Source organism: Amycolatopsis sp. NPDC003676 (assembly GCF_053587275.1).
Genome location: NZ_JBSFNS010000005.1, coordinates 38,712 through 60,894, shown reverse-complemented (window position 1 = coordinate 60,894; position 22,183 = coordinate 38,712). Strand labels below are relative to the sequence as shown.

The following is a 22,183-nucleotide window of genomic DNA, read 5'->3' as shown; positions in this document are numbered from 1 at the left end:
CATGGCCGGGCTTCGCGACAAGCTCCCGCTGCTGCTGGGCGCGAAAACGGCGAAAGCGCTCTCGACCGCTCTGGACATCGAGACGGTTTCCGATCTGCTGCGCCACTATCCGCGCCGCTACGCCGAACGCGGCGAGCTGACCGACATCGCCGGGCTGGAGCTCGGCGAGCACGCGACCGTGCTGGCGCGGATCGAGAAGATCAGCAAGCGCCGGATGAAATCCCGCAACGGCACCATCCTCGACATGGTGATCACCGACGGCAAGCGGCGGCTCGCGTGCGCGTTCTTCAACCAGGCGTGGCGCGAGAAGGACCTGGCGCCGGGCAAGACCGGGCTGTTCGCGGGCAAGGTCACCGCGTTCCGGGACACGCTGCAGCTGGCCAACCCGGAGTACGAGCTGCTCGACGCCGAACGCGAGGCCGAGGCGGTCGACAACTTCCTCGCCGAGATCATCCCGGTTTACCCGGCGGCGCAAGGCATGCCGACCTGGTCGATCGCCAAATGCGTGCGGCAGGTGCTGGACGTGCTGGAGGTCGGCGAGGACCCGATGCCCGACGAACTGCTCAAGCGGCACGGGCTGCCCGGGCTGGAGCGGGCGCTGCGCGGCATCCACCGGCCGGAGGACTGGGCGCACTTGGAGTCGTCGCGGCACCGGCTCAAGTGGGACGAAGCGATGGCCGTGCAGCTGATTTTCGCGCAGCGACGGCATTCCGCGGTGTCACGTCCGGCGAAGGCGAGCCCGCACATCGACGGCGGCCTTCTCGACGCGTTCGACAAGCGGCTGCCCTTCGATCTCACCGCGGGCCAGCGTGCGATCGGGGACGAGATCGCCGCCGACATGGCGTCCGAGCACCCGATGAACCGGCTGCTGCAGGGCGAAGTCGGTTCCGGCAAGACGGTGGTCGCGCTGCGGGCGATGCTGCAGGCCGTCGATTCCGGACGGCAGGCGGCGATGCTCGCTCCCACCGAGGTTTTGGCCGCGCAGCACGCGCGTTCGCTGCGCGAAATGCTCGGCGACATCGGCATGGCGGGCGAACTTGGCGCGGCCGAGAACGCCACCCGGATCACGCTGCTCACCGGGTCGATGGGCGCGAAGGAACGCAAGAAAGCGTTGCTGGAGACAGTAAGCGGCGAGGCGGGCATCGTCGTCGGCACGCACGCGCTGATCCAGGACACGGTGCAGTTCGCCGACCTCGGGCTCGTGGTCGTGGACGAACAGCACCGCTTCGGTGTCGAGCAACGGGACGCGTTGCGCTCGCGCGGCGCCGATTCGACGAGCCCGCACGTGCTGGTCATGACCGCGACGCCGATCCCGCGCACGGTCGCCATGACCGTCTACGGCGACCTGGAAATCTCGGCGCTGCGCGAAATGCCGGTCGGCCGGTCGCCGATCAAGACGACGGTCGTGCCGGTCGCGGAGAAGCCCGCGTGGTTCGACCGGGTGTGGCAGCGGGTCAGCGAGGAAGTCGGCAAGGGACATCAGGCGTACGTCGTGTGCCCGCGGATCGGCGACGAGCCGCCATCGGACAAGAGCGACAAACGGCCGCCGCTCGCGGTGCTGGACGTCGCGCCGGATCTCGCCAACGGCGCGTTGAAGGGCTTGAAGATCGCCGCCCTGCACGGCCGGATGCCGACGGACGAGAAGGACGCCGTCATGCAGGCGTTCGGCGCGGGGAAGGTCGAGGTCCTGGTCGCGACGACCGTGGTCGAGGTCGGCGTCAACGTCCCCAACGCGACGGCGATGGTCATCCTCGACGCCGACCGCTTCGGCGTGAGCCAGCTGCACCAGCTGCGCGGCCGTGTCGGGCGGGGAAGCGTGCCCGGATTGTGCTTGCTGGTCACGGAAACCCTGGACGGGACTTCCACCCGCGAACGGCTGGCCGCCGTCGAGTCCACAACGGACGGTTTCGAACTGTCCCGGTTGGACTTGGAGCTGCGCCGTGAGGGCGACATTCTCGGTGCGGCTCAGTCGGGCAAGCGGTCTGGGCTGAAGCTGTTGTCGCTGCTGCGCGACGAGGACGTGATCACCGAGGCGCGGGAGCAGGCTCAGGAGATCGTGACGGCCGATCCGGAGCTGGCCTCGCTGCCGGGGCTGGCGCAGATGGTGGCCGACGTGGTGGACCTGGAACGCGCGGAGTACCTCGAGAAGAGCTGAGCCACGCGTCGGTCGGCTGGGGTGGCTTTGGCGGGAGGCGTGGCCCGGGGATTTTCCGGGCCACGCCTTTCTTGCTGAGTGGCCGCTGGGAGTTTTGCGGCGTCAGGCGTCGTAGATGTCGTCGTCGGAGTCGTAGCCGTGGTTCCTGCCGCTGCCGCTGCGTCCGCCGCCGTAACTGCCGCCGCCGCTGTACCCACCGCTGTATCCGCCGCTGCCGTAACTACCGCTGTATCCGCCGCCGTGGCTGCCGCCGCCGCTGTACCCGCCGCTGTACCCTCCGCCGTGGCTGCTCGAACCGCCGCCGTAGCTGCCGCTGTATCCGCCGCTGTGGCTGCTGTACCCGCCGGAGCCGTACCCGCCGCTGTGACTGCTGTAGCCGCCGGAGCCGTACCCGCCGCCGTGGCTGCTGTACCCACCGCTGTAACCGCCGCCGTGGCTGCTATACCCGCCGCTGCTATGCCCGCCGCTGCCGTAGCTGCCGCTGTACCCGCCGCCGGAGCTGGACCCGCCGCCGTATCCGCCGGAGGGCCTGCTCGGCTTGGGTTTCACCAGGTTCCAGTCGGCGTCCGGGTTGCCGACGTAGCCGGGGTGGTTCGGGTCCCAGTAGACCCGGTTGCCGCGCTTCGGGGTCGGGGCGTCGAACCTGGGTTCCTGGGATCCGCTCGCGGCGGAGGCTTTCTTCGGTTCGAGGTGCTTGAAGATCCGGACGTCGGAGTTGTGCGCGAAGTTCTGGTCGGGCGTCTGGTGGATGCCCGTCTGGTTGAAGTGGGTTCCGGCGGACGGGTTGTGGCCCATCACGACATTGCTGTGGCCCCGGACGATGCCGGTGGGATTGCCCAGGTAGTCGTGCGTCCGGTAGCGCCGCTTCGGGTCCATGTACCACTTCGTGTCGTCGCCGCGCTTGCGGAACTTCGGCGGCGGCGAAACCGCGTTCCGCTCGAACAGCGGCCGCATCTTGGAGTGCTGGTGCGACAGGTTCTTGTAGCCGTAGTGCTCGCGCCTGCGCGCGCCCGCCGCGATGGTGGGCGGCCCCTCCTGGTAGACCCGTCCGCCGGGGGAACGCATCCGCCGCTCCCCGTTCGGGCCGGGGCTGGGCGAGCGGGTGCGGCCGCGGCCGCGCTGGGAGCCGCCGGAGCCGTGCCCGTCGCCGAAGCCCCGGGGTTTGCCGCAGGAGCCCCCGACGAGGCCGAGCGGGTCGACCGAGACGTGCGGGTTGCTGACGTAGGCGTGCGGGTCCAGTCCGCCGCCGAGTCCGAGCGGGTCCGGGCTGAGGTACCGGGCGAGCACCGGGTCGTAGTACCGGTGGAAGTTGTAGTGCAGCCCGGTTTCCTCGTCGAAATACTGGCCCTGGAACCGCAGCGGCGTCCCCTCGCCGCCGGACTCGTCGACCACGACGCCGAACAGGCTGCTGCGGGCCTGCCAGGCGATTTCGCCGCGGTCGTCGATCAGTTCGGTCGGCGTGCCGGACGGTTCGGCCACGATGGCGAAGAACTGCTCGTCGATCCGGTCCTGGCCGGCGCGGTCCGCGGAACCGGTGCGCCGGCGCTGCAGCAGCGGCACGAAGGTGCCCGGTTCGTAGTCCCACACCGTGGTTTCGGCGGTGCCGGGACCGGAACGGGTCGCCTCGGCCAGGGTTTCGCCGTCCCACGCGAAGTCGACGCGTTCGAGCGAAGTCGTCCCGTCGGCGGCGAAATGTTCCTTGCGGATCCGGCGGCCCAGCGGGTCGTAGGTGTAGCGCCACGTCGTGCCGTCCGGGACCTCGACCGAGGCGAGCCGGTTCAGCGGACCCCAGGCGTAGGTCCAGGTCCGCCCGTCCTCGTGCTGGCGGGTGCGCATCCGGCCGGCCTGGTCGTAGGCGTAGCGGGCGCCGCCGGCCTCGGTGATCACCGACGCGGGTCCGGACCGCCTGCCGCGCCGGTCCTCTTCCTCGGGCGCGGGCCAGTCGGCGTCGACGAGCCGTCCGGTCGGGTCGTAGGCGTACTGCTCGTTCCATCCCTTGGCGCGCACCGAGATCACCCGGCCGCGGACGTCCATGGCGAGCCAGCGCGATCCGGCCGACCCGTCGTCGATCCGGGCGGGCAGGCCGTCGGGCCGGTAGTGGTACTGCCGGTCCTGGCCCAGTTCGCCGGTCGCCGACCGCACCGCTTGCCTGGCGAGCCGTCCCGCCGGGTTCCAGCCGCGGGCGATCGCCGCGCCCTGCCCGAACGTGCGGAGGGTTTCGCGGCCGGCCCGGTCGTACTCGAACCGGGTGGTGCGCCCCGCGGCGCGCATCGCGGCCGGGACACCGGCTTCGTTGTATTCCCAGGCGCTTTCCGCTCCGGACGGCGTCTGCCGCCGGATCTGGTTGCCCGAGGCGTCGAATTCGGAGCGGACGGTCCGGCCGTTGACCGTTTCGCCGACGATCCGGCTCGCCGCGTCCCTGGTGTACTCGACGCGGGTCGTCCCGTCGTCGAGGGCGATGAGCTCGCCGAGGACGTCGTACTCGAAGCGGGTGCGCAACGTCCCGGACGGGCCTTCCACGATCTCTTCGACGATGTTGCCGCGGACGTCGCGGCGCAGGGTGACGACCTCGCCTTCTTCGTTGCGGATTTCGGTCAGTTCCCCGGCGGCGTTGTAGCCGTAAACGGAGGAAGCCCCGCCGAAATCGGTCTCGCGGGCGAGGTTGCCCGCCAGGTCGTATTCGTAGCGCCAGACCTGGCCCTGCTCGTTGGTCACCGCGGTGAGCCGCAGTTCGGTGTCGTAGGCGTATTCGAGCCGGGTGCCGTCCGGCCGGATCTCGGCCGCGACCAGGTCGAAGTGGGTCACCTCCTGCTGGGTGATCGCCGAGGAGGCGTCGGCGTGCAGGCGGTTGTTGCCTTCGCCGTCGTAGCGCCATTCCTCGAGCGATCCGTCCGGCCGCCGGTGCCAGGCGAGCGCGCCGTCGACGGTGTAGCCGAATTCCTCGGTCGCGCCGTTCGGATCGACAACTGTGGCGAGCCTGCCGAAACAGTCGTAGCTGTAGGCAGTCGTCACGCCGCGGGAGTCGGTGATCGTGATCGGGTTTCCGGAGTCGTCGGACACCACAGTCAGCGTCAAGCCGTTCGGGTCGCGGACCGACGCGACGTGCCCCCACTCGTCGTAGGTGTAGTCGGTGGCCCCGCCGCCCGGTTCCACGACGCGGGTCAGATTGCCGCGTTCGTCGTATTCCCAACGGGTTTCGACGCCCGGCGCCTCGACCATGCGGACCGCCTGGCCGAAGTCGTTGCGCTCGATGGTCAGTTCCGAGCCGTCCGGACGCTGGATGGCGACGAGGTTGTGCATCTCGTCGTAGCGGTAGGCCCGCTGCCTGCCCAGTTCGTCGGTTTCGCGGACCAGCCGGTCCAGCTCGTCCCATTCGTAGGCGCGCGTCGCGCCCGCCGGGTCGATCTCGCGCACGACCCGGCCGGTTTCGTTCAGGTGGAAGGCGCTGCGGCGGCCCAGCGAGTCGACGACGTGAGTGACCCGGTCGCCGTATTCCATGGTGACGGTGAGGCAGTTGCCGGAGCCTTCGGTGCGCACGACCCGGCCCTCGCGGTCGTAGTGGAAGCGGTACCACTCGCCGTTGCGGTCGGTCCACTCGACGATCCGGCCCATGGCGTCGTAGGCGTAGCGGAACGGGAGACCGGATTCGTTCGTGATCTCGGTCAGCTCGCCGTTCGTGTAGCCGTAGCGGACCAGCGGCACCTCGGTTCCGTCCCCGGTGACGGTGGACAGCCCGGTCACGAGCCCGTTTTCGGCGGTGATCCGGATGATCTGGCCGCCGCTGTGCCGGATCGCGGTCGGCGTGCCGTGCCGGTCGCGCAGGAAGTGGATGTGCTCCTTGCCGCGGCTGCTGATCGACCGGATCGGCCGGACCGTGCCGGTGCCGCGTTCGAAGGTCAGGACCCGCTCGCGTTCGCGGTCCTCGAGGACGAATCCGCCGCCCGGTTCCTCGGCAAGATACCGCGCGGGCCCGTGCTCGGCCGCGACCCACTGGTCGCCGACCGGCCGGGGGAAGACCTGGACGAGCCCGTCCGAACCGGCGAACCACACCTGGTCGCGGTACACCTCGACCCGTTCGTCCAATGTGGACACCCAGGCGGAGCCGAGCCAGCCGCCCGCGCGGAACGACGAGAAGTGCGACCGCTCGAAGACCATCGGCAGCGAGCTGAGGAAGGTCGCGTCGGTCTCGGTCAGCACCATCTGGCCGCTCGCGACGTCGATCGGGTCGCCGGTGGTGCAGATGTTGCCGAGGGTGCGCGAATTCTCGCCCTGGTTGTCCAGCGACCGGGAGGTGTCGCCGGTGCCCCTCGGCTTGCCGGACGGCGAACTGGCCGACGCGGACGTGCGGCCGTCCTGGCCGCCGCCCGGATGTTCGCCGCCGTGGTTGCCGCCGCCGTCCGGGCTGGCGCTCTTGTGGGTGTTCCCGGTGTCGCCGTGGTGCCCGCCGCCGCCTTCCGCGCCGGAGGTGTGCGTGCTGTCGTCCCCGCCGGGGTGGGACCTGGTGCCGCCCCCGGATTTGACGTTGATGTCCTTGGGCGGGTGCGTCGGGGCCGATTTGCCGCTCTTGAGGCCCTTCAACGCTTTGCCGGCGTCCCCGAACAGCGTCCCGGCCTTCTTCAGCAACGGGATCAGCGCCTTGAGCGCCTTGACGAGCCTCGTCGTGACCTGCGTGATCTTGGAAGCGGTTTTCGCCACCGCCGACACGACCTGCGGCACCACCCAGGCCATCCCGATCCCGGCGGTGAACAGCACCTGCAACGCCCACGAGATCAGGTGTCCCACCAGATCCGCGATCGTGTCCCGCACCAGCGACCGGACGGCCGCCACGATCTCGCCCGCGGTCTTGACCCCGCTGGCCGCGCCCTCGGAACCCTTCTGCGCACTGGCGATCAACGCCGAGGTGTCGTCCGCTTTCTTCCGGTACGAATCGGCCGCTTCGCCGTGCCAGTCCTGCAGATCCTTGTTGACCAGCTGGGTCAGCTCCGCCGAGACGCCCTCGAGTTCCTTGGCGACATTCGTCCAGGTCTCGGCCTGCGCTTTGATCTCGTCGGCGTTGCCGGTGAGCGCGTCGAGCGCTTCCTTGAGCGGCCCGACATGCTCCATCAGCCAGCCGACCCCGGCGGCGAAGATCGCGCCGAACGGATCCATCACCGCGGTGAGCACGTCGATCGCGGTCCCGACCGCGCCGATCGCGACGGCCGCCCAGTTCTTGCTCTCGATCGCTTCCTTGAGCCCCGTCGCGTCCTCCAGCAACGGAACCCCGGCCATCGCCGAGGTTTCCTTCACCGGGGCGATCAACGGGTTGGTCATCGGTTGTCCCATTTCCTGGTGCGCACGAGCAGGACGAAGGAGCGGAGCCTGCTCCGCCGGTCCGCCGAGGTTATCGGCTGGGTCCGCGCGGTGCCGCCGCGAAGCCGCTGTGGTGCCTGAACTCCCGGAACCCTTGCCCGAACACACTCGCCTGCTCGCACCCGCCCGCCGCTGATGTCCCGACTGATGTCCCGGCCCTCGGAACCCGGTCGCTTTTCCCGCCTTTGCCCGTCTCCGCGCCGACGACTGTCCTTTGTGGCCACTTCGGTAAACCGCATGCGCCCCCGCGTGCTGGTGTGCTGAACTGCCGGCGGTTGATTCGTCGCCGAGCCACTGGAGGAATGGTGCCCGAACTCGTGATCCGCCCCGCGACCCCGGATGACGCCCCCGGCATAGCGGCGGTCCACGTAGGCTCCTGGCAAGCGGCCTACGCGGGCCTGCTGCCCGACGAGTTCCTGTCCGGCCTGTCCATCGAGGCGCGGGAACAGTTCTGGGCTTCGAACCTGGCGGACACCTCCCGGCGACACACCGTCCTGGCGGCAGCCACCTCCGAGACGATCACCGGTTTCGCGGTCTTCGGCCCTAGCCGCGACGAGGACGCCACTCCGCGGACGGGCGAACTGTCGTCGATCTACCTCCTGCCGTCAGAGTGGGGCCAGGGAATGGGGCGAGCGCTGCACGAGGAGTGCGTACGAACCCTGTCGACCCAGTTCGAGACGGCGACGCTGTGGGTACTGTCGACCAACACCCGGGCCCGGAAGTTCTATGAACGGGCCGGGTGGGTCACGGACGGAAAAGCCAAGGTAGAGACAATGTCCGACGGTGCGGTGACCTTGGAGGAGGTCCGGTACCGGCTGCTGTTGGGAGATTAGGCTTCGGTGCTTCGGTGCTTCGGTGCTTCGGTGCTTCGGTGCTTCGGCTCGTTCTCGCTACTGGGCTCGTTCTCGCTACTGCTCGCTCGCATAGAGGTTGAGCGGCGGCTCGTCGATGGTGAGCACAGCGTCGCGTTCCTTGCCCGCCCGGTAGCTTCTCGCCGTCACCAAATTGCTGCCACGCCGGCGCCGCCACGCCGGCGACCGCTTGTACCGGCCGCTGGCAGACGGCCCAGGCCATGGTCCAGCCGCCGTGGCGCGGCGAATGCCAAGCCAGCTCGCTTACCAACCCCGCTCGCTTACCAACCCCGCTCGACCCGTCGCCATTTCCCGGCAACAAGCCCCCTCACCCCAGCCGGGAATCAACTACGGTCGCCATTCCCGGGCAACCGCCTGCTCAGCACCCCCGCCCGAGCCGCCGCGGCCCCCGCCTCCGCCGCGACCTCAGCCGTTTTCTCCGACACCGGTTCCCGCGACACGAACAACCTGTAGAACACCGGTCCGCACACCGTCCGAGTCACCTCGTCCGGATCGGTATCAGCCGGCACCTCCCCGCGCGCCACCGCCCGCTCCACGATCACCGCGGCTCGGGCATGCCGGTCCTGGTAGAACTCGCGCAACGCCTCAGCCGCCCGCTCCGAGTGGAATGCCGCCAGCATCGCGGCCGTCGGCAGCTCGCGTTGCCCCGGAGAGGTCAACGCGCGCACCACGTCCAGCGCCAGTTGCCGCAAATCGGCGACAAGCGAACCGGTGTCCGCCGGGCTCCAGGGTTCAGCAGTGCCGAACCGCAACGCGGCCGCGACCAGTCCTTCGCGCGACTCCCATCGCCGATAAACCGTCGTCTTGTGCACGCCCGACCGTTCGGCGACAGTCTCGACCGTCAGTTCGGTGAACCCGACCTCCGCCAGCAGATCGAGCGTCGCCCGCAAGACGGCGACGCGCGTGCGTTCCGTACGCCCGCCCGGCCGGCTGGTCCCCGGTGACTCGGTTGTCAATCGCTACCCCTGTTGCATTAGTGTCCTCAGTATGACACCGCTGAGCACCCGTTCGCCGCTGGACGGCGACGTCGCCTCGATCACCGACCTGATCGGCGACGCGCGCATCGTCGCGATCGGCGAGAACAACCACCACATCCGCGAGTTCGGCGAACTCCGCGCCCGGCTGCTCCGCCGGCTCGTCGAGGACCACGGGTTCACGGTGCTCGGGTTCGAATCGGGATTCGCCGAGGGCGACCTGGTCCAGCGGTGGCTGAGCGGTGGTCCCGGCGACGTCGCCGATATCGGGCGAGAGGGATTCACCTTCTCTCTCGGCGAGTCGGCCGAAGTGCACGAAATGCTGACCTGGATGCGCAACCACGGCGGCGTCCGCTTCTCCGGACTCGACCTGCCCAGTTCGGCCGGTTCGCCGCAACCAGCGTTGCAGATTGTCCGCAGCTTCGTGGAGGACGTCGATCCGGAGGTGCTGCCGCTGGTCGACGCCGCGATCACCGCGTCCGAGCCGTACTCGGCGGTCAGCAGCGCGGTCGCGCCTGGCCGTTATGCGGCAATGGCCACCGCGGACCGGGACGCCGCGACGGCCGCGTTGACGACTCTCGTAGCCCACCTTCGTTCCCTGTCGCCAGTTTATCGGCAACGGAGCGAGCCGGCGAGGTACGCGATCGCCGAACACCACGCGATCGGCGCGCTTCGCGTCGACGCGTACTTGCGCGAGTTGAGCGCCATGATGGCGGGAACGGCACCGTCGCTCCAGGGGTCATCTCGCGACACGTACATGGCCGCCACCGTGAAGCTCCTTCGCCGGCTACACGGCGAAGGCGAGAAAATCGTGGTGATGGTCCACAACGGACATCTGCAGCGAGTGCCGTTCGCGGCTTTGCCGACCATGACGTTCCCTTCCGCAGGCACACACCTCGCCGAGGAATTCGGCGACGACTATTTCGCCCTCGGCCTGACCGCAGGCACTGGCACGACCACTGGCCTCGAACCGGACGGGAGCGAGCGCCTCGGCTTCCGGGTATACGAACAGGAGTTGGAGCCACCCGTCGAAGGCAGTGTCGAAGCGGCATTGGCCGGCGCGGATCCGTGCGTGGTCGATTTGCGGCAAGACCGAGCGCGAGGCCTGACCGGATCGTCGAGCATGCGGCACGCGCACATGTTCACGAAGGTCGACGTCGTGCAGGCCTTCGACGCGCTGGTCTACTTGCCGACGATGTCGGTGAGCGCGCACGTCCCGGCGGCGACGTAGCTGTCGGTCTGCCAACGGTTGGCCGGCTAGCGGCAAAAGCTCTCGACCGGCCAACCGTTGGCCACTCAGCGGCGAAACGTGTCGGTCGGACAGCAGTTCGCCCCGTAGCGGCGAAACATCGACAGCTTCCGTTCGTCGTCCCCCCTTGTCTTTTACTTGTCGATGCGTCGGCGCGGGCGGGCGCTGGACCGGGACCAGCCCATCGTGTGACGTCGAGTTGCCGCTGGATGGCGACCGGGATACGACCGCAGGCATGCGGAACCGAGCGGCTCGTGGCCTTTTTTCGGCAACACTGACATTCCTGCTGGTCGCCGGTGTGCAACCAGCGGCACTGGCGGCGAGCGGGACTCAGGCCAATCCGCCGAGCTGGGCGCTCGACCGGATCGACCAGCGAACCGGCCTCGATCAGAAGTACCACTACGACTCGGACGGTTCCGGCGTCACCGTTTACGTGATCGACAGCGGCGTCGACGCCAAACACCCGGATCTGCAGGGCCGGGTCCTGCCGGGCAAGGATTTCCTCACTACTGGCACGGACACGTCGGACACCAACGGCCACGGCACGCGAGTCGCGGGAATCGTTGCGGGCCACAGCTACGGCGTCGCGAAAGGCGCGCAGATCTTCCCGGTCCGTGTACTCGACAAGGCAGGCGGCGGCGCGACCGACACGATTATCGCTGGGCTGAACTGGGTAGCCCAGAACGCACACCAACCGGCGGTCGCGGTGCTGGGCATCGGCGGAGTGCCGAACGAGCAGCTCGACAACGCGGTCAAGGGCGTCGCCGCGACGATGCCAATCGTGGTTCCGGCGGGGGAGGGCAGCACCGACGCCAGTCAAACCTCGCCTGCCCGAGTGCCAGAAGCACTCACCGTGGGTGCGACTGACGTCCAGGACCAGGTCGCGCCCTTCTCGAACTTCGGCACGTCGCTTGACCTGTACGCACCGGGTGTCGACATCCCCGCGCCGATCGCCGGAACCGCCGACGTCGGGACTCTGTCCGGTACCTCGATGGCGGCTGCGGTGACCGCCGGCGCGGTGGCCCTCTACCGGTCTTCGCACCCGGATGCCGCGCCCAATGCGGTCAGCGAAGCAATTGTGCAGGACGCAACGCAGAACGTGGTCAAGAATGCGCCCTCCGGAACCGCGAATCGGCTCTTGTGCACACTGCCTGCGGGAACGCCCTGACGGTTGCGGGACGACGGCTCGGCCAGCATCATGCATGCAGGTCGGCGTGCATGATGTCCATCACCTGGACTACGGCTCCCGCACCGCGGGACGAACCGGGTAACGTGCCTTCGATACCGATCCGAAAAGGGAAGGACCGGGCATGTTCCGCAAAGTGCTGGTGGCCAATCGCGGCGAAATCGCGATCCGGGCGTTCCGCGCAGGCTACGAACTGGGCGCGGGCACAGTGGCTGTGTTTCCGCACGAAGACCGCAACTCTCTGCACCGGCTGAAGGCCGACGAGGCCTACGAGATCGGCGAACCGGGCCATCCGGTCCGCGCCTACCTCTCGGTCGAGGAGATCGTCAAGGCCGCCAAGAAGGCGGGGGCGGACGCGGTCTATCCGGGCTATGGCTTCCTGTCGGAGAACCCCGACCTGGCCAGGGCCTGCGAAGAAGCGGGGATCACCTTCGTCGGCCCGAGCGCCGACATCCTCGAACTGACCGGCAACAAGGCGCGCGCGGTCAAGGCGGCGCGCGAGGCCGGGGTGCCGGTGCTCGGTTCGTCGCAGCCGTCCAGCAACGTCGACGAACTGGTCGCGGCGGCCGACGAACTCGGCTTCCCGGTGTTCGTCAAGGCGGTCGCCGGCGGCGGCGGCCGAGGCATGCGCCGCGTCGAGGACCCGGCTTTGCTGCGCGAGTCGATCGAGGCCGCCGCGCGCGAGGCCGAATCCGCGTTCGGCGACCCGACCGTGTTCCTGGAGAAGGCCGTGGTCGAACCTCGGCACATCGAGGTCCAGATCCTCGCCGACGGCGCGGGCAACGTGATCCACCTCTTCGAGCGCGACTGTTCCGTGCAGCGTCGCCACCAGAAGGTCGTCGAGCTGGCCCCCGCGCCGAACCTCGACCCCGAACTGCGCGACCGCATCTGCGCCGACGCCGTGAAATTCGCCCGGCAGATCGGCTACCGCAACGCGGGCACCGTCGAATTCCTGCTGGACCGCCAGGGCAAGCACGTGTTCATCGAGATGAACCCGCGCATCCAGGTCGAGCACACGGTCACCGAAGAGGTCACCGACGTCGACCTCGTGCAGTCCCAGCTGCGGATCGCCTCCGGGGAAACCCTCGACGACCTCGGCCTGTCGCAGGACAAGATCTACCTCCGCGGCGCCGCGCTCCAGTGCCGCATCACGACCGAGGACCCGGCCAACGGTTTCCGCCCGGACATCGGCATGATCAGCGCCTACCGCTCGCCGGGCGGTTCGGGCATCCGCCTCGACGGCGGAACCGCGTTCTCCGGCACCGAGATCAGCGCCCACTTCGACTCGCTGCTGGTGAAACTCACCTGCCGCGGCCGCGATTTCCGCACTGCGGTCGGCCGTGCCCGCCGCGCGGTCGCCGAGTTCCGTATCCGCGGAGTGGCGACGAACATCCCGTTCCTCCAGGCGGTGCTGGACGATCCGGACTTCCGCGAGGGCAACGTCACCACGTCGTTCATCGAGGAACGGCCGCATCTGCTGACCGCGCGGCACTCCGCCGACCGCGGCACGCGCCTGCTCACCTACCTCGCCGACCAGACGGTGAACCGTCCGAACGGCGAGCGTCCGCGCACGCCCGAGGCCGCGGCGAAGCTGCCGAAACTGCCCGCGGATCTCACTCCTCCGGACGGCTCCAAGCAGCGGCTGACCGAACTCGGCCCGGAGGGATTCGCGCGCTGGCTGCGGGAAACGCCGCAGCTCGGCGTCACCGACACCACCTTCCGCGACGCCCACCAGTCGCTGCTCGCGACGCGCGTCCGGACGAAGGATCTGCTCGCCGTCGCCCCGGTTGTCGCCGCGACCGTGCCGCAGCTGCTGTCCCTGGAGTGCTGGGGCGGCGCGACTTACGACGTCGCGCTGCGCTTCCTCGCCGAGGATCCGTGGGAACGGCTGGAGCGGCTGCGCAAGGCCGTGCCGAACATCTGTCTGCAGATGCTTCTCCGCGGCCGCAACACCGTGGGCTACACGCCTTACCCGACCGAGGTCACCACGGCTTTCGTCGAAGAGGCCACCGCGACCGGCATCGACATCTTCCGCATCTTCGACGCGCTCAACGACGTCGAGCAGATGCGGCCGGCCATCGAAGCCGTCCGCGCCACCGGCACCGCGGTCGCCGAGGTCGCGCTCTGCTACACCTCCGATCTGTCCGATCCGAACGAAAAGCTCTACACGCTCGACTACTACCTCAAGCTCGCCGAGCAGATCGTCGGAGCAGGGGCGCACGTCCTCGCCATCAAGGACATGGCCGGCCTGCTCCGCGCGCCCGCCGCGGCTCGCCTGGTGACCGCGCTGCGCAAGGAATTCGACCTTCCGGTGCACATCCACACGCACGACACCGCCGGCGGCCAGCTCGCCACCTACCTGGCCGCCATCCAGGCTGGTGCCGACGCCGTGGACGGCGCGGTGTCGTCGATGGCGGGCACCACGTCGCAGCCGTCGCTCGGCTCGATCGTCGCGGCGACCGACCACTCCGACCGCAGCACCGGTCTCGACCTGCACGCGATCGGCGACTTGGAGCCGTACTGGGAGAGCGTCCGCAAGATCTACGCCCCGTTCGAGGCTGGTCTCGCGTCGCCCACCGGTCGCGTTTACGACCACGAGATCCCCGGCGGTCAGCTTTCCAACCTGCGCACGCAGGCGATCGCGCTGGGCCTCGGCGACCGGTTCGAAGACATCGAGGCCATGTACGCCGCGGCGGACAAGATCCTCGGGCACCTCGTGAAGGTCACGCCTTCGTCCAAGGTGGTCGGCGACCTCGCGCTGCACCTCGTCGGCGCCGGCGTTTCCCCGGCGGACTTCGAGGCGGAGCCGAACAAGTTCGACATCCCCGACTCGGTGATCGGGTTCCTGCGCGGCGAACTGGGCGACCCGCCCGGCGGCTGGCCGGAACCGTTCCGCACCAAGGCGCTCGAAGGCCGTTCGGCGGCCAAACCGGTCGCCGAACTGTCCGAAGAGGACCACAAGGAACTCGCCGACAACCGCCGCGGCGCGCTGAACCGGCTGCTGTTCCCCGGGCCCACCAAGGAATTTCTCGCGCACCGCGACGCGTACGGCGACACCAGCGTGCTCCCGAGCAAGGACTTCTTCTACGGTCTGCGCCCGGGCGAGGAGTACTCGGTGGACCTCGAACCCGGCGTCCGGCTGCTCATCGAGCTGGAAGCCATCGGCGAGGCCGACGAACGCGGCATGCGGACCGTCATGTCCACGCTCAACGGCCAGCTGCGGCCGATCCAGATCCGCGACCGTTCCATCGCCTCGGACATCCCGGCCACCGAAAAGGCCGAGAAGGGCAACCCGAAGCAGATCGCCGCGCCGTTCGCGGGCGTGGTGACGCTGCAGGTGGCCGAGGGCGACCAGGTGGCGGCCGGAGCGACCGTGGCGACGATCGAGGCCATGAAGATGGAAGCGTCGATCACCGCTTCGGCGGCGGGCAAAGTCGGTCGGCTGGCAATCACCTCCGTTCAGCAGGTCGAGGGCGGAGACCTTCTCATCGTGCTCGAATAACCCGCTCTCGCGCCACTTTTTTCCGCACGAGGGGTCCCCTCGCTCCAAAACGGAGCGAGGGGACCCCTCGCACCATTTGCGGCTCGCCTTTTCCGGGGTGTTCGCGCTAGCGTCGATGCATGCTGATCAACGCGGTGCCGCAATGGCAGGGCGCGCTCAGCCCCGGGGCAAGGGGGCTGATCGAGGGCTGCCGGGCACTTTCCGAACTGGCCGGGCACGTGCTCGGCAAACCGGTGCACCACGTGCGCCAGGACGCGGCGACATCCGACGTCGTGACCGGGATAGCCAACCGGGCCGTGCTCACGGGCACGAACCGGCAGCTGCAGCTTGCTGCGCTCGAAGCGCCGGAAGGCCCGGTGCTCACGATCGGCGGCGACTGCGGCGTTGAGCTGGTCCCGGTCGGCGTCGCGCGTTTCCGTTACGGGGCAACGCTTGGCGTCGCGTGGTTCGACGCGCACGCGGACTTGAACACGGCGGATTCTTCGCCGTCGGGCGCGTATCACGGCATGGTGCTGCGGTCGCTGTTCGGCGAGGGCGACAAGGATTTCGCCGCGAGCCCGGCGCTCGAACGAGGCCGGGCGGTGCTGTTCGGCACCCGTTCGCTCGATTCCGCGGAAGAGGAAGCCATTGCCGGCGGTCTCGTTGTGCGCTCCGACGACGTCGCCGGAGCGCTGAACGCGGCGGGTGCCGACCGCGTTTATCTGCATGTTGATTTGGACATTCTTGATCCCGAAGAGTTCCCCGGAGTGAATTATCCGGAGCCCGGCGGGCTCACGATCGCCGAATTGGCCGAAGCAATCGACGGACTTTCCGGAATGGACGTCGTCGGTGCGGGCATCACGGAATGCGTCGGCACGGAAGTCGCCGCGCTGGAACCCGTGCTGGCCGCGGTGGGGAGGGTGCTGATGGAGGGCTGAACCTCCGCATCGAGGCGGGACGATCCGCGCCTCGTCCGGTGAGTGGACCACGGGAACGCACGGGCAAGAAGGAGGTGTGCCCGAGACCGTGCGGAAGACGGTTCACAGAACGGCGAAAACCGCGCCGGCCGGACGACCGCCCGGATTCACCGCAGCGGTGCGTCCAGGCTCGCCAAAGCCACGCGCACGGCGTCGACAGCTTCGTCCGGCGTGACCCCGAATTCCCGGCTGTGCCGGGCGTATTCGGCGGCCGCGTTGCGAAGCAGTGTGCCCGGATCCGGTCGTTCGGCCGGGCCGGTCACGACGGTTCCGCGTGCTCGTGCGGTGGTGACCCAGCCGGCGGTCTCAAGCTCGCGGTACACGCGGGCGACGGTCCCGGAGGCGAGCCCGAGGTCCCTCGAAAGCTGACGGATCGGCGGCAGACGGGCGTCCCTGGCAAGGGAGCCAGTCGTGATCGCGCGGACGATTTGGTCGTGCACCTGACGCCAAGGCGGAACCCCGCTGTCGGCGTCGACCACTACTCGCAGCGGCATCTACCGCGCTGCCGTGGTTGTCGCGCGCTGCTTCGGCGGCGGGCCGACGATCGCGAGGAACGCGGCGACGGTGACCACGAACGCGAGAAATGTGGCGAGGTTCCCGATCGTCGTCCAGCCGAGCGTGGCAGCCGTTCCGGTGCCGAGCCCGAGAGCGACGCGGGCGCTGCGAACGCGCAGTGCCAGGTCGACTTCCGGGTCGCCGGCGGCCGGACGCCGCACCGCGAGGAGCACGATGATCCACGACACCGCGGCCGCGCCGACGGTCACCGCGAGCGGGCCCCATTGCCGCAAAACGGCGAGATGCACGACGGCGGCGACGGTGGCGAGTCCCGAGACGATGACCGTCCACAACGGAGCGAAATCGAGCACGCCGCGCGGTGCGAGCACGGCTTCCCTGCGGGATGCCCGCGAGGGACGCTGCGCGAGGATTTCGGCGGCGAGCCCGCCGAGCAGCACCACGAACACCAGCGAGTTCGCGTTCCGTTCGCCGACGAGATCCGTCGCGCCCGGGATGAGCGGGAGGCCGAGGAACAGCCACGGGTACCAGAATCGCCGACGGCGCAGGTAGCGCACGGCCACCGGCACCTGGTCGGCGGTCGGGTTCCGCACGCCCCACTTCGTGAGCAGCCGAACGCCTTGCTTCTCGCCTGGCCACAACGCGACGAGGATGATCAGCCCGAACAGACCGGTGATGCCCGCGACGGCGAGTGCCGAGTCGAGTTGCATCGTGGACCCCTCCCTCTTGTATCAAGCACATGCTACAAGAGGGCTGTCGGCCTTGCCGAGTGACGCTCTGTGGTCGCTTTCGCTGCCTGCTGGGTCGCCCCTGAAGGCAGGCACCCGCGTTCGCCCGTTCGTACGCACGGCGTAGCGCGCCTGGTGGTGTGTTGTCGCGATGTGCCGCTCTGACCTCGTGAACTTGTCACGAACGTGACAAGAAATCGGTTTCTTCGGCGACTTGTGACACATTTGGCGTTCGCTTTTCGATGTGTCGGGTGTCACCCCTCAATGGATGCGGGGGCTTTCGGCGGTGCCGAGGTACCGCCGGGGACCGGGGCGGAGCGAAGGAGCTGCGATGTCGGTGGAGCGGGGACTCGATCACGCTGTGCCGTCGGCTGCGCTGCCGCGCAAACTCGCCGAGATCCTGCGGCCCGAGCTGGCGAGCCTGTCCGCCGAGATCGTCGACGAAATCCGCGCGACGATCCCCGCCTACGCGCGGCCGCTCGACGGTCCGTACGGGAGATCGATCCGCGCGGGCGTCGAGTACGCGATCACGTTGTTCGTCGCGCAGATCGCCGACCCGAGGGCGTCGAAGGAACAGTCGCACGAGGTGCACCATCGGCTCGGTCAGAACGAGATGCGGGAAGGACGGAGCCTCGACACCTTGCAGTCGGCCTACCGGGTGGGCGCGCGCGTGTCGTGGCGCCGGATCATGCGCGTCGGACGGCGGGCTGGTCTTTCGTCGGCAGTGATGTCGCAGCTGGCTGATGCCATGTTGGCGTTTATGGACGAATTGGCGTCTGTCGCGCTGGATGGCTACTTAGAGGCGAAAGCCCGCACCGCCGGCGCGTTGGACACTTGGCGGCGACGGTTGCTTGGCGTCTTGCTGGAGGTGCCTGCTGCTCCGCCGAAGGCGATTGCGGAGCTGGCGCAGCTCACCGGTTGGGCCGTGCCGGAACAGGCGTCGCCGATTGCCGTCCATTCGCCGCTGAACGGCAGGGCCCGCCGGCACGCGACGTTGGACTCCGACGTCCTGGCAGACCTGGACTCCGCCGAGCCGTGCATCGTCGTCCCCGGCGCGGTTAATGGTGCGCGACTGGCGACACTCCAGGCAGCGCTACCGAATTGCCGGTTGTCCGTCGGGCCGTGTGTGCCGTTGGCCAGCCTCGCCGATTCCTTGCGCTGGGCCCGACGGGCACTGGTTCTCGCCGATAGGGGGCGAATCCCGACCGAGCGGGTGCTCCGCGCGGAGGAACACCTCGCGGCTCTGCTGGTGCATTCGGATGGTGCGCTGACGGAACTCCTCCGTGCCCGGCTGTTTGCTCCCTTGGCGGATATGACCGACAAGCAGCAGGATCGTTTGCTCGAGACATTGCGCGCTTGGCTCGACAGCCAGGGGAACGTCGTCGAGATTGCCGAGCGTCTGCAAGTCCATCCGCAGACGGTGCGATACCGCATGCGCCAGCTGCAGGCGACGTTCGGCGAGCTCCTGCGAGATCCGGCTGCGCGGTTCGAGATGGAGCTGGTCCTGCGCGCGGCCGCGCCCGAGAACCTGCGGGCAGAACTGCTCTGGCCGACACCGCTCAAGAGCGCGAGCGTGGTGCCGCCCAGTCGACGGCCCAGCTCGTACGAGGACGCGAAAAGCCGCGGCTGACCAGCATCCCGGCTGTTGCCGAAAAACGGCGAAACGTCGGCGAGCGCCTCTCGAAGCCAGGTTGACGTGCTTCGGGTCGGCTGCGGCTGAGTTGGGGTAACGGGGCCTGGCTTCGGTTGAGTTGGCAGCAGTTGGTTATGCCGCTGGTTCGCCGACGGTGCGATGAATGGCGGTTGGCCAGGTCGGTGGGGGCGAGGGTGCCGCTGGTTCGGTGGTCCAGCGTCGAATGGGCGAGCCGTCGAAGCGACGTTGTGCTTTGTTGGCGGCGAGGATTCGCCGTTCTGCGGCCAAAGCCCGTCAGAGCATTGTGGGGCGGCGTTGGCTGAAAGGCGGTGTTCGTCAGTTCGGGTGGGGAGACGGGGAGCCGGCTGTGACGGGACGGTTCGTTTTGGAGCCGGGGGTCGGCGGGGTTGTCTCTGTCCCGGTGTTGGGCGTCCGTCCGGTGTTGGGCGCGGTGTTCGGTTTGGGGGTCGAGCCCGGCGGGATCGGGGGCGGCGGGCACTGGGTGTGGTTCGGCTTGGTGCATTCGCCGAAGTTGACGGCGACGACCTTGGCCTGGTTGATGTTCGTCGTGGTGGAGGCCATGCCGGTCAGCAGGGGGTTGAGCGGTTCGGCGACGCCGCAGTGGACGAACGGGGGCAACGTGAAACCGCGGTAGTCGGGGTCCGGCGCGTTCGGGTCGGTGCCGACGGTGCCGCCTTGCAGTGCGTTGTACGGGCCGAAAAGGTTGAGGGAAATCGGCGAGGCGGAGACGCAGTCCGGGCCGAGGTCAAGGGGGACGCCGTTGACCGTCGCGTTGCTCATCCTGGCCATGACCTTGACGTGAGTGGTCAGGATGGTCTCGCCGGGCGGTGCGCTGAGCTGCGCGTTGAGCTCGATCAGCTTGGCGTGGTGGTAGTCGGCGGGGAGGAACTCGACCGTGGCGCTCACCGGCACGAAGCCGAAACCCAGGAAGGTCGCCGTGACCGGCTTGAAGCCGACGGAACCCGTGATCGTGCTCGGATCGTGCTGGATGCCGTTGTCGTCCAGCACAATCGTCCAGACTCCGTTGAGCAGGCCGGTCGGTTTGCTGGTGACGGTCGCGCCCACCCGGTAGATCGACGAATTGGCGACGATTTGCACGAGGTTCAGCGGCGTCACGATGGTGAACCCGCCGCTGTCCTGCGGGGCGGCTTCATTGCGCGGCGCGGCGGGAGGCGGGGTGTCCGGGTTTCCGGTGCTTGGTTTGGCGGGAGCTGGGGCGACGAGGATCGAGGCCAGCGCGGTCTTCTGGTTTGGGGCTAGGGCGCACCGGACTGGCGTAGCATCGGTGGTGGATTCGGTCGCCGGTTTCAGGGCGATGGCCGGGGCGCCGACGTCGAACCTGACTTCGCCAGGGACGGTGATCGCCTGGTCCGGCAAGTCCGCGGTCGCGGTGAACTGGACGTCGTCGTTTTCTGGCAACGGCGTCGGCGCGATTGTGAACGGCGCGGGGATCGCGGTGCTTTTGTCGCCTTGATGCGCGGTCAGGTCCAGGGTCAAGCCGCCGCGGAGGCTGGTGGCGGGGGCCGGTGCCAACTGGGTCGCGACGGCGCGAGGAAGCGTGAACGACGCGGTCAGGGAACGGAATTTGACCGCGGAGCCGACAGTCGCCGTCGCGGGCAGGGTGGCGGTCGTCTTGAGAGTGATCCGCTGAGGGCCGGCTGGGGCGGCGAACGGGCAGTCGAGGGCGACGTCCGCGGATGCTTGTTGTTCGCCGGGCGACGGTGGGGCGGCCGGGGGTGTCGTGTCGGTCGCGGCGGAGCTGATGCCGGTGAGGCCGCCGGTTCCGATCGAGAGGGCGGCGAGGATCGCCAGCGCGGTGAAGGTCGTGCGGCGGGCAGTCAGTCTGCGGAGTGCTGGCATTGAGACGCCCTCCTCGCCCGCGGGGAATCGTTCTCGAGCGAAGTTACCGGTGGGTTTACCAGGCGGGCAAGAGGCGCGGCCGCAGCGGTGGATTTCCCTTGGCGGGGCAGGGTTTTCTTATGCTCGCGGGCTAGTTCGGGGCGGTGTTTTCATCGGAATCTGACAAAGAATCCGCGCGCCCGCCGACGGCTGCGAGTATCGCCGGAAAGTGCGGAGAAAGGGGCTGCGATGGCGACCGGATACAGACGGTGGAGCAGGGCCGCGGCACTCGTTGCCGCGGTCGTCGCGCTCGGGACAGGCGAGGTGACCGCGGCTGCCGCGAGTGAACCGCAGTTGACGGCGGCGAACGGTGTCTACGCATGGGGGGTGACGAACGCGATTCTCCGGACGCCGGCGACAGTCTCGTCCGGCGTGTCCGCGGTGTCGGCTGGGGGACTGGTCGCGCTGGCACTTAAGAACGGTGGCGTGATCGCCTGGGGGGACAACAACTTCGGCGAGACCGAGGTGCCCGCGGACCTCGCGTCCGGGACGAGTCAGATCGCCGCCGGCTGGACGCACGGGCTCGGCCTCAAGGGCGGCAAGGTGTATGCGTGGGGGAACGACTGGTACGGCCAGACTGATCTTCCGCCAACGGTGTCCAGCGGCGTGACGGCGATTTCCACCAGTTCGGTGCACAGCCTCGCGTTGCTGCAGAACGGTCAGGTCGTGAGCTGGGGCAGCCGGTCGGATGTGCCGGACTTCGCGCAGTCGGGCGTCGCCGCGATCTCGGCGGGCGGGGACCACAACCTCGTGCTGAAGAACGGCAGCGTACTGGCGTGGGGCAACAACACCTACGGCCAGGCAACGGTTCCGGCGGCGGCACAATCCGGGGTGACGGCGATCTCGACCGGGTTCGAGCACAGTCTCGCGCTCAAGAACGGCGGCGTGCTCGCTTGGGGGCGCGACAACGTCGGCCAGACTGACGTGCCGCCGGCGGCGACGAGCGGGGTGGTCGCGATCGACGCGGGATGGAACCACAGTTTCGCGTTCAAAGCGGACGGGTCCGTTGTCGGCTGGGGCAACAACACCTACGGCCAGGCGACCGTGCCTCGGCCGCCGATCTGCGGGCCGGTCGTCAGCGGGTCCGCGGGCGACGAGTTCAGCCTGGTGGTGACGGACCGTTCGATTCCCTGCCACTGAACCGAC

13 protein-coding genes are annotated in these 22,183 nt (G+C 68.8%); 8 read left to right on the top strand and 5 right to left on the bottom strand.

Annotated elements, in window-relative coordinates:
- Position 1: 1 nt before the first annotated feature.
- Entirely contained in the window at positions 2–2,155 is a 2,154-nt protein-coding gene (gene recG / locus ACWDNU_RS04545) for an ATP-dependent DNA helicase RecG (protein ID WP_370939606.1), read from the top strand.
- Positions 2,156–2,257: 102 nt separating this feature from the next.
- Here the strand turns inward: recG and ACWDNU_RS04540 are convergent, their stop codons facing one another.
- Entirely contained in the window at positions 2,258–7,465 is a 5,208-nt protein-coding gene (locus ACWDNU_RS04540) for an RHS repeat-associated core domain-containing protein (protein WP_449667753.1), read from the bottom strand.
- Positions 7,466–7,809: 344 nt separating this feature from the next.
- Between ACWDNU_RS04540 and ACWDNU_RS04535 the strand changes: the two genes are divergently transcribed.
- Positions 7,810–8,337: a GNAT family N-acetyltransferase gene (locus ACWDNU_RS04535; RefSeq protein ID WP_370939604.1), complete on the top strand. Its 528-nt coding sequence runs from the start codon at positions 7,810–7,812 to the stop codon at positions 8,335–8,337.
- A gap of 362 nt (positions 8,338–8,699) precedes the next feature.
- On the opposite strand, the gene ACWDNU_RS04530 is transcribed toward ACWDNU_RS04535, so the two are convergent.
- Positions 8,700–9,332, bottom strand: coding sequence for a TetR/AcrR family transcriptional regulator (locus ACWDNU_RS04530; RefSeq protein ID WP_449667752.1), 633 nt, complete (start codon positions 9,330–9,332; stop codon positions 8,700–8,702).
- 31 nt (positions 9,333–9,363) lie between these two features.
- On the opposite strand from ACWDNU_RS04530, the gene ACWDNU_RS04525 reads away from it, so the two are divergent.
- The 4 genes from ACWDNU_RS04525 (at position 9,364) to ACWDNU_RS04510 (ending at position 16,204) form a co-directional block, all read left to right on the top strand.
- The gene (locus tag ACWDNU_RS04525; protein WP_449667751.1) at positions 9,364–10,581 is read left to right on the top strand and encodes an erythromycin esterase family protein; all 1,218 of its coding nucleotides are present in this window, start codon (positions 9,364–9,366) and stop codon (positions 10,579–10,581) included.
- Positions 10,582–10,834: 253 nt separating this feature from the next.
- Positions 10,835–11,767, top strand: a complete 933-nt coding sequence (locus ACWDNU_RS04520; RefSeq protein ID WP_449667750.1) for a S8 family peptidase — start codon at positions 10,835–10,837, stop codon at positions 11,765–11,767.
- Between the two features lie 142 nt (positions 11,768–11,909).
- Positions 11,910–15,287, top strand: a complete 3,378-nt coding sequence (locus ACWDNU_RS04515; protein ID WP_449667749.1) for a pyruvate carboxylase — start codon at positions 11,910–11,912, stop codon at positions 15,285–15,287.
- 119 nt (positions 15,288–15,406) lie between these two features.
- Complete coding sequence (locus ACWDNU_RS04510) at positions 15,407–16,204, top strand: arginase family protein (protein WP_370939599.1); 798 nt, start codon at positions 15,407–15,409, stop codon at positions 16,202–16,204.
- A gap of 146 nt (positions 16,205–16,350) precedes the next feature.
- Here the strand turns inward: ACWDNU_RS04510 and ACWDNU_RS04505 are convergent, their stop codons facing one another.
- Together ACWDNU_RS04505 and ACWDNU_RS04500 are read right to left on the bottom strand one after the other, a co-directional pair.
- Complete coding sequence (locus ACWDNU_RS04505) at positions 16,351–16,737, bottom strand: GntR family transcriptional regulator (protein ID WP_449667748.1); 387 nt, start codon at positions 16,735–16,737, stop codon at positions 16,351–16,353.
- Positions 16,738–17,466, bottom strand: coding sequence for a hypothetical protein (locus ACWDNU_RS04500; RefSeq protein ID WP_449667747.1), 729 nt, complete (start codon positions 17,464–17,466; stop codon positions 16,738–16,740). It abuts the gene before it with no gap.
- 349 nt (positions 17,467–17,815) lie between these two features.
- Here ACWDNU_RS04500 and ACWDNU_RS04495 point away from each other — a divergent pair, with 349 nt between their 5' ends.
- The gene (locus ACWDNU_RS04495; RefSeq protein ID WP_449667746.1) at positions 17,816–19,114 is read left to right on the top strand and encodes a PucR family transcriptional regulator; all 1,299 of its coding nucleotides are present in this window, start codon (positions 17,816–17,818) and stop codon (positions 19,112–19,114) included.
- A gap of 339 nt (positions 19,115–19,453) precedes the next feature.
- Here the strand turns inward: ACWDNU_RS04495 and ACWDNU_RS04490 are convergent, their stop codons facing one another.
- Positions 19,454–20,998: a DUF6801 domain-containing protein gene (locus tag ACWDNU_RS04490; RefSeq protein ID WP_449667745.1), complete on the bottom strand. Its 1,545-nt coding sequence runs from the start codon at positions 20,996–20,998 to the stop codon at positions 19,454–19,456.
- A gap of 366 nt (positions 20,999–21,364) precedes the next feature.
- Between ACWDNU_RS04490 and ACWDNU_RS04485 the strand changes: the two genes are divergently transcribed.
- On the top strand, positions 21,365–22,177 hold the full coding sequence (locus ACWDNU_RS04485) for an RCC1 domain-containing protein (protein WP_449667744.1): 813 nt from the start codon (positions 21,365–21,367) through the stop codon (positions 22,175–22,177).
- The last annotated feature ends 6 nt before the right edge of the window (positions 22,178–22,183 follow it).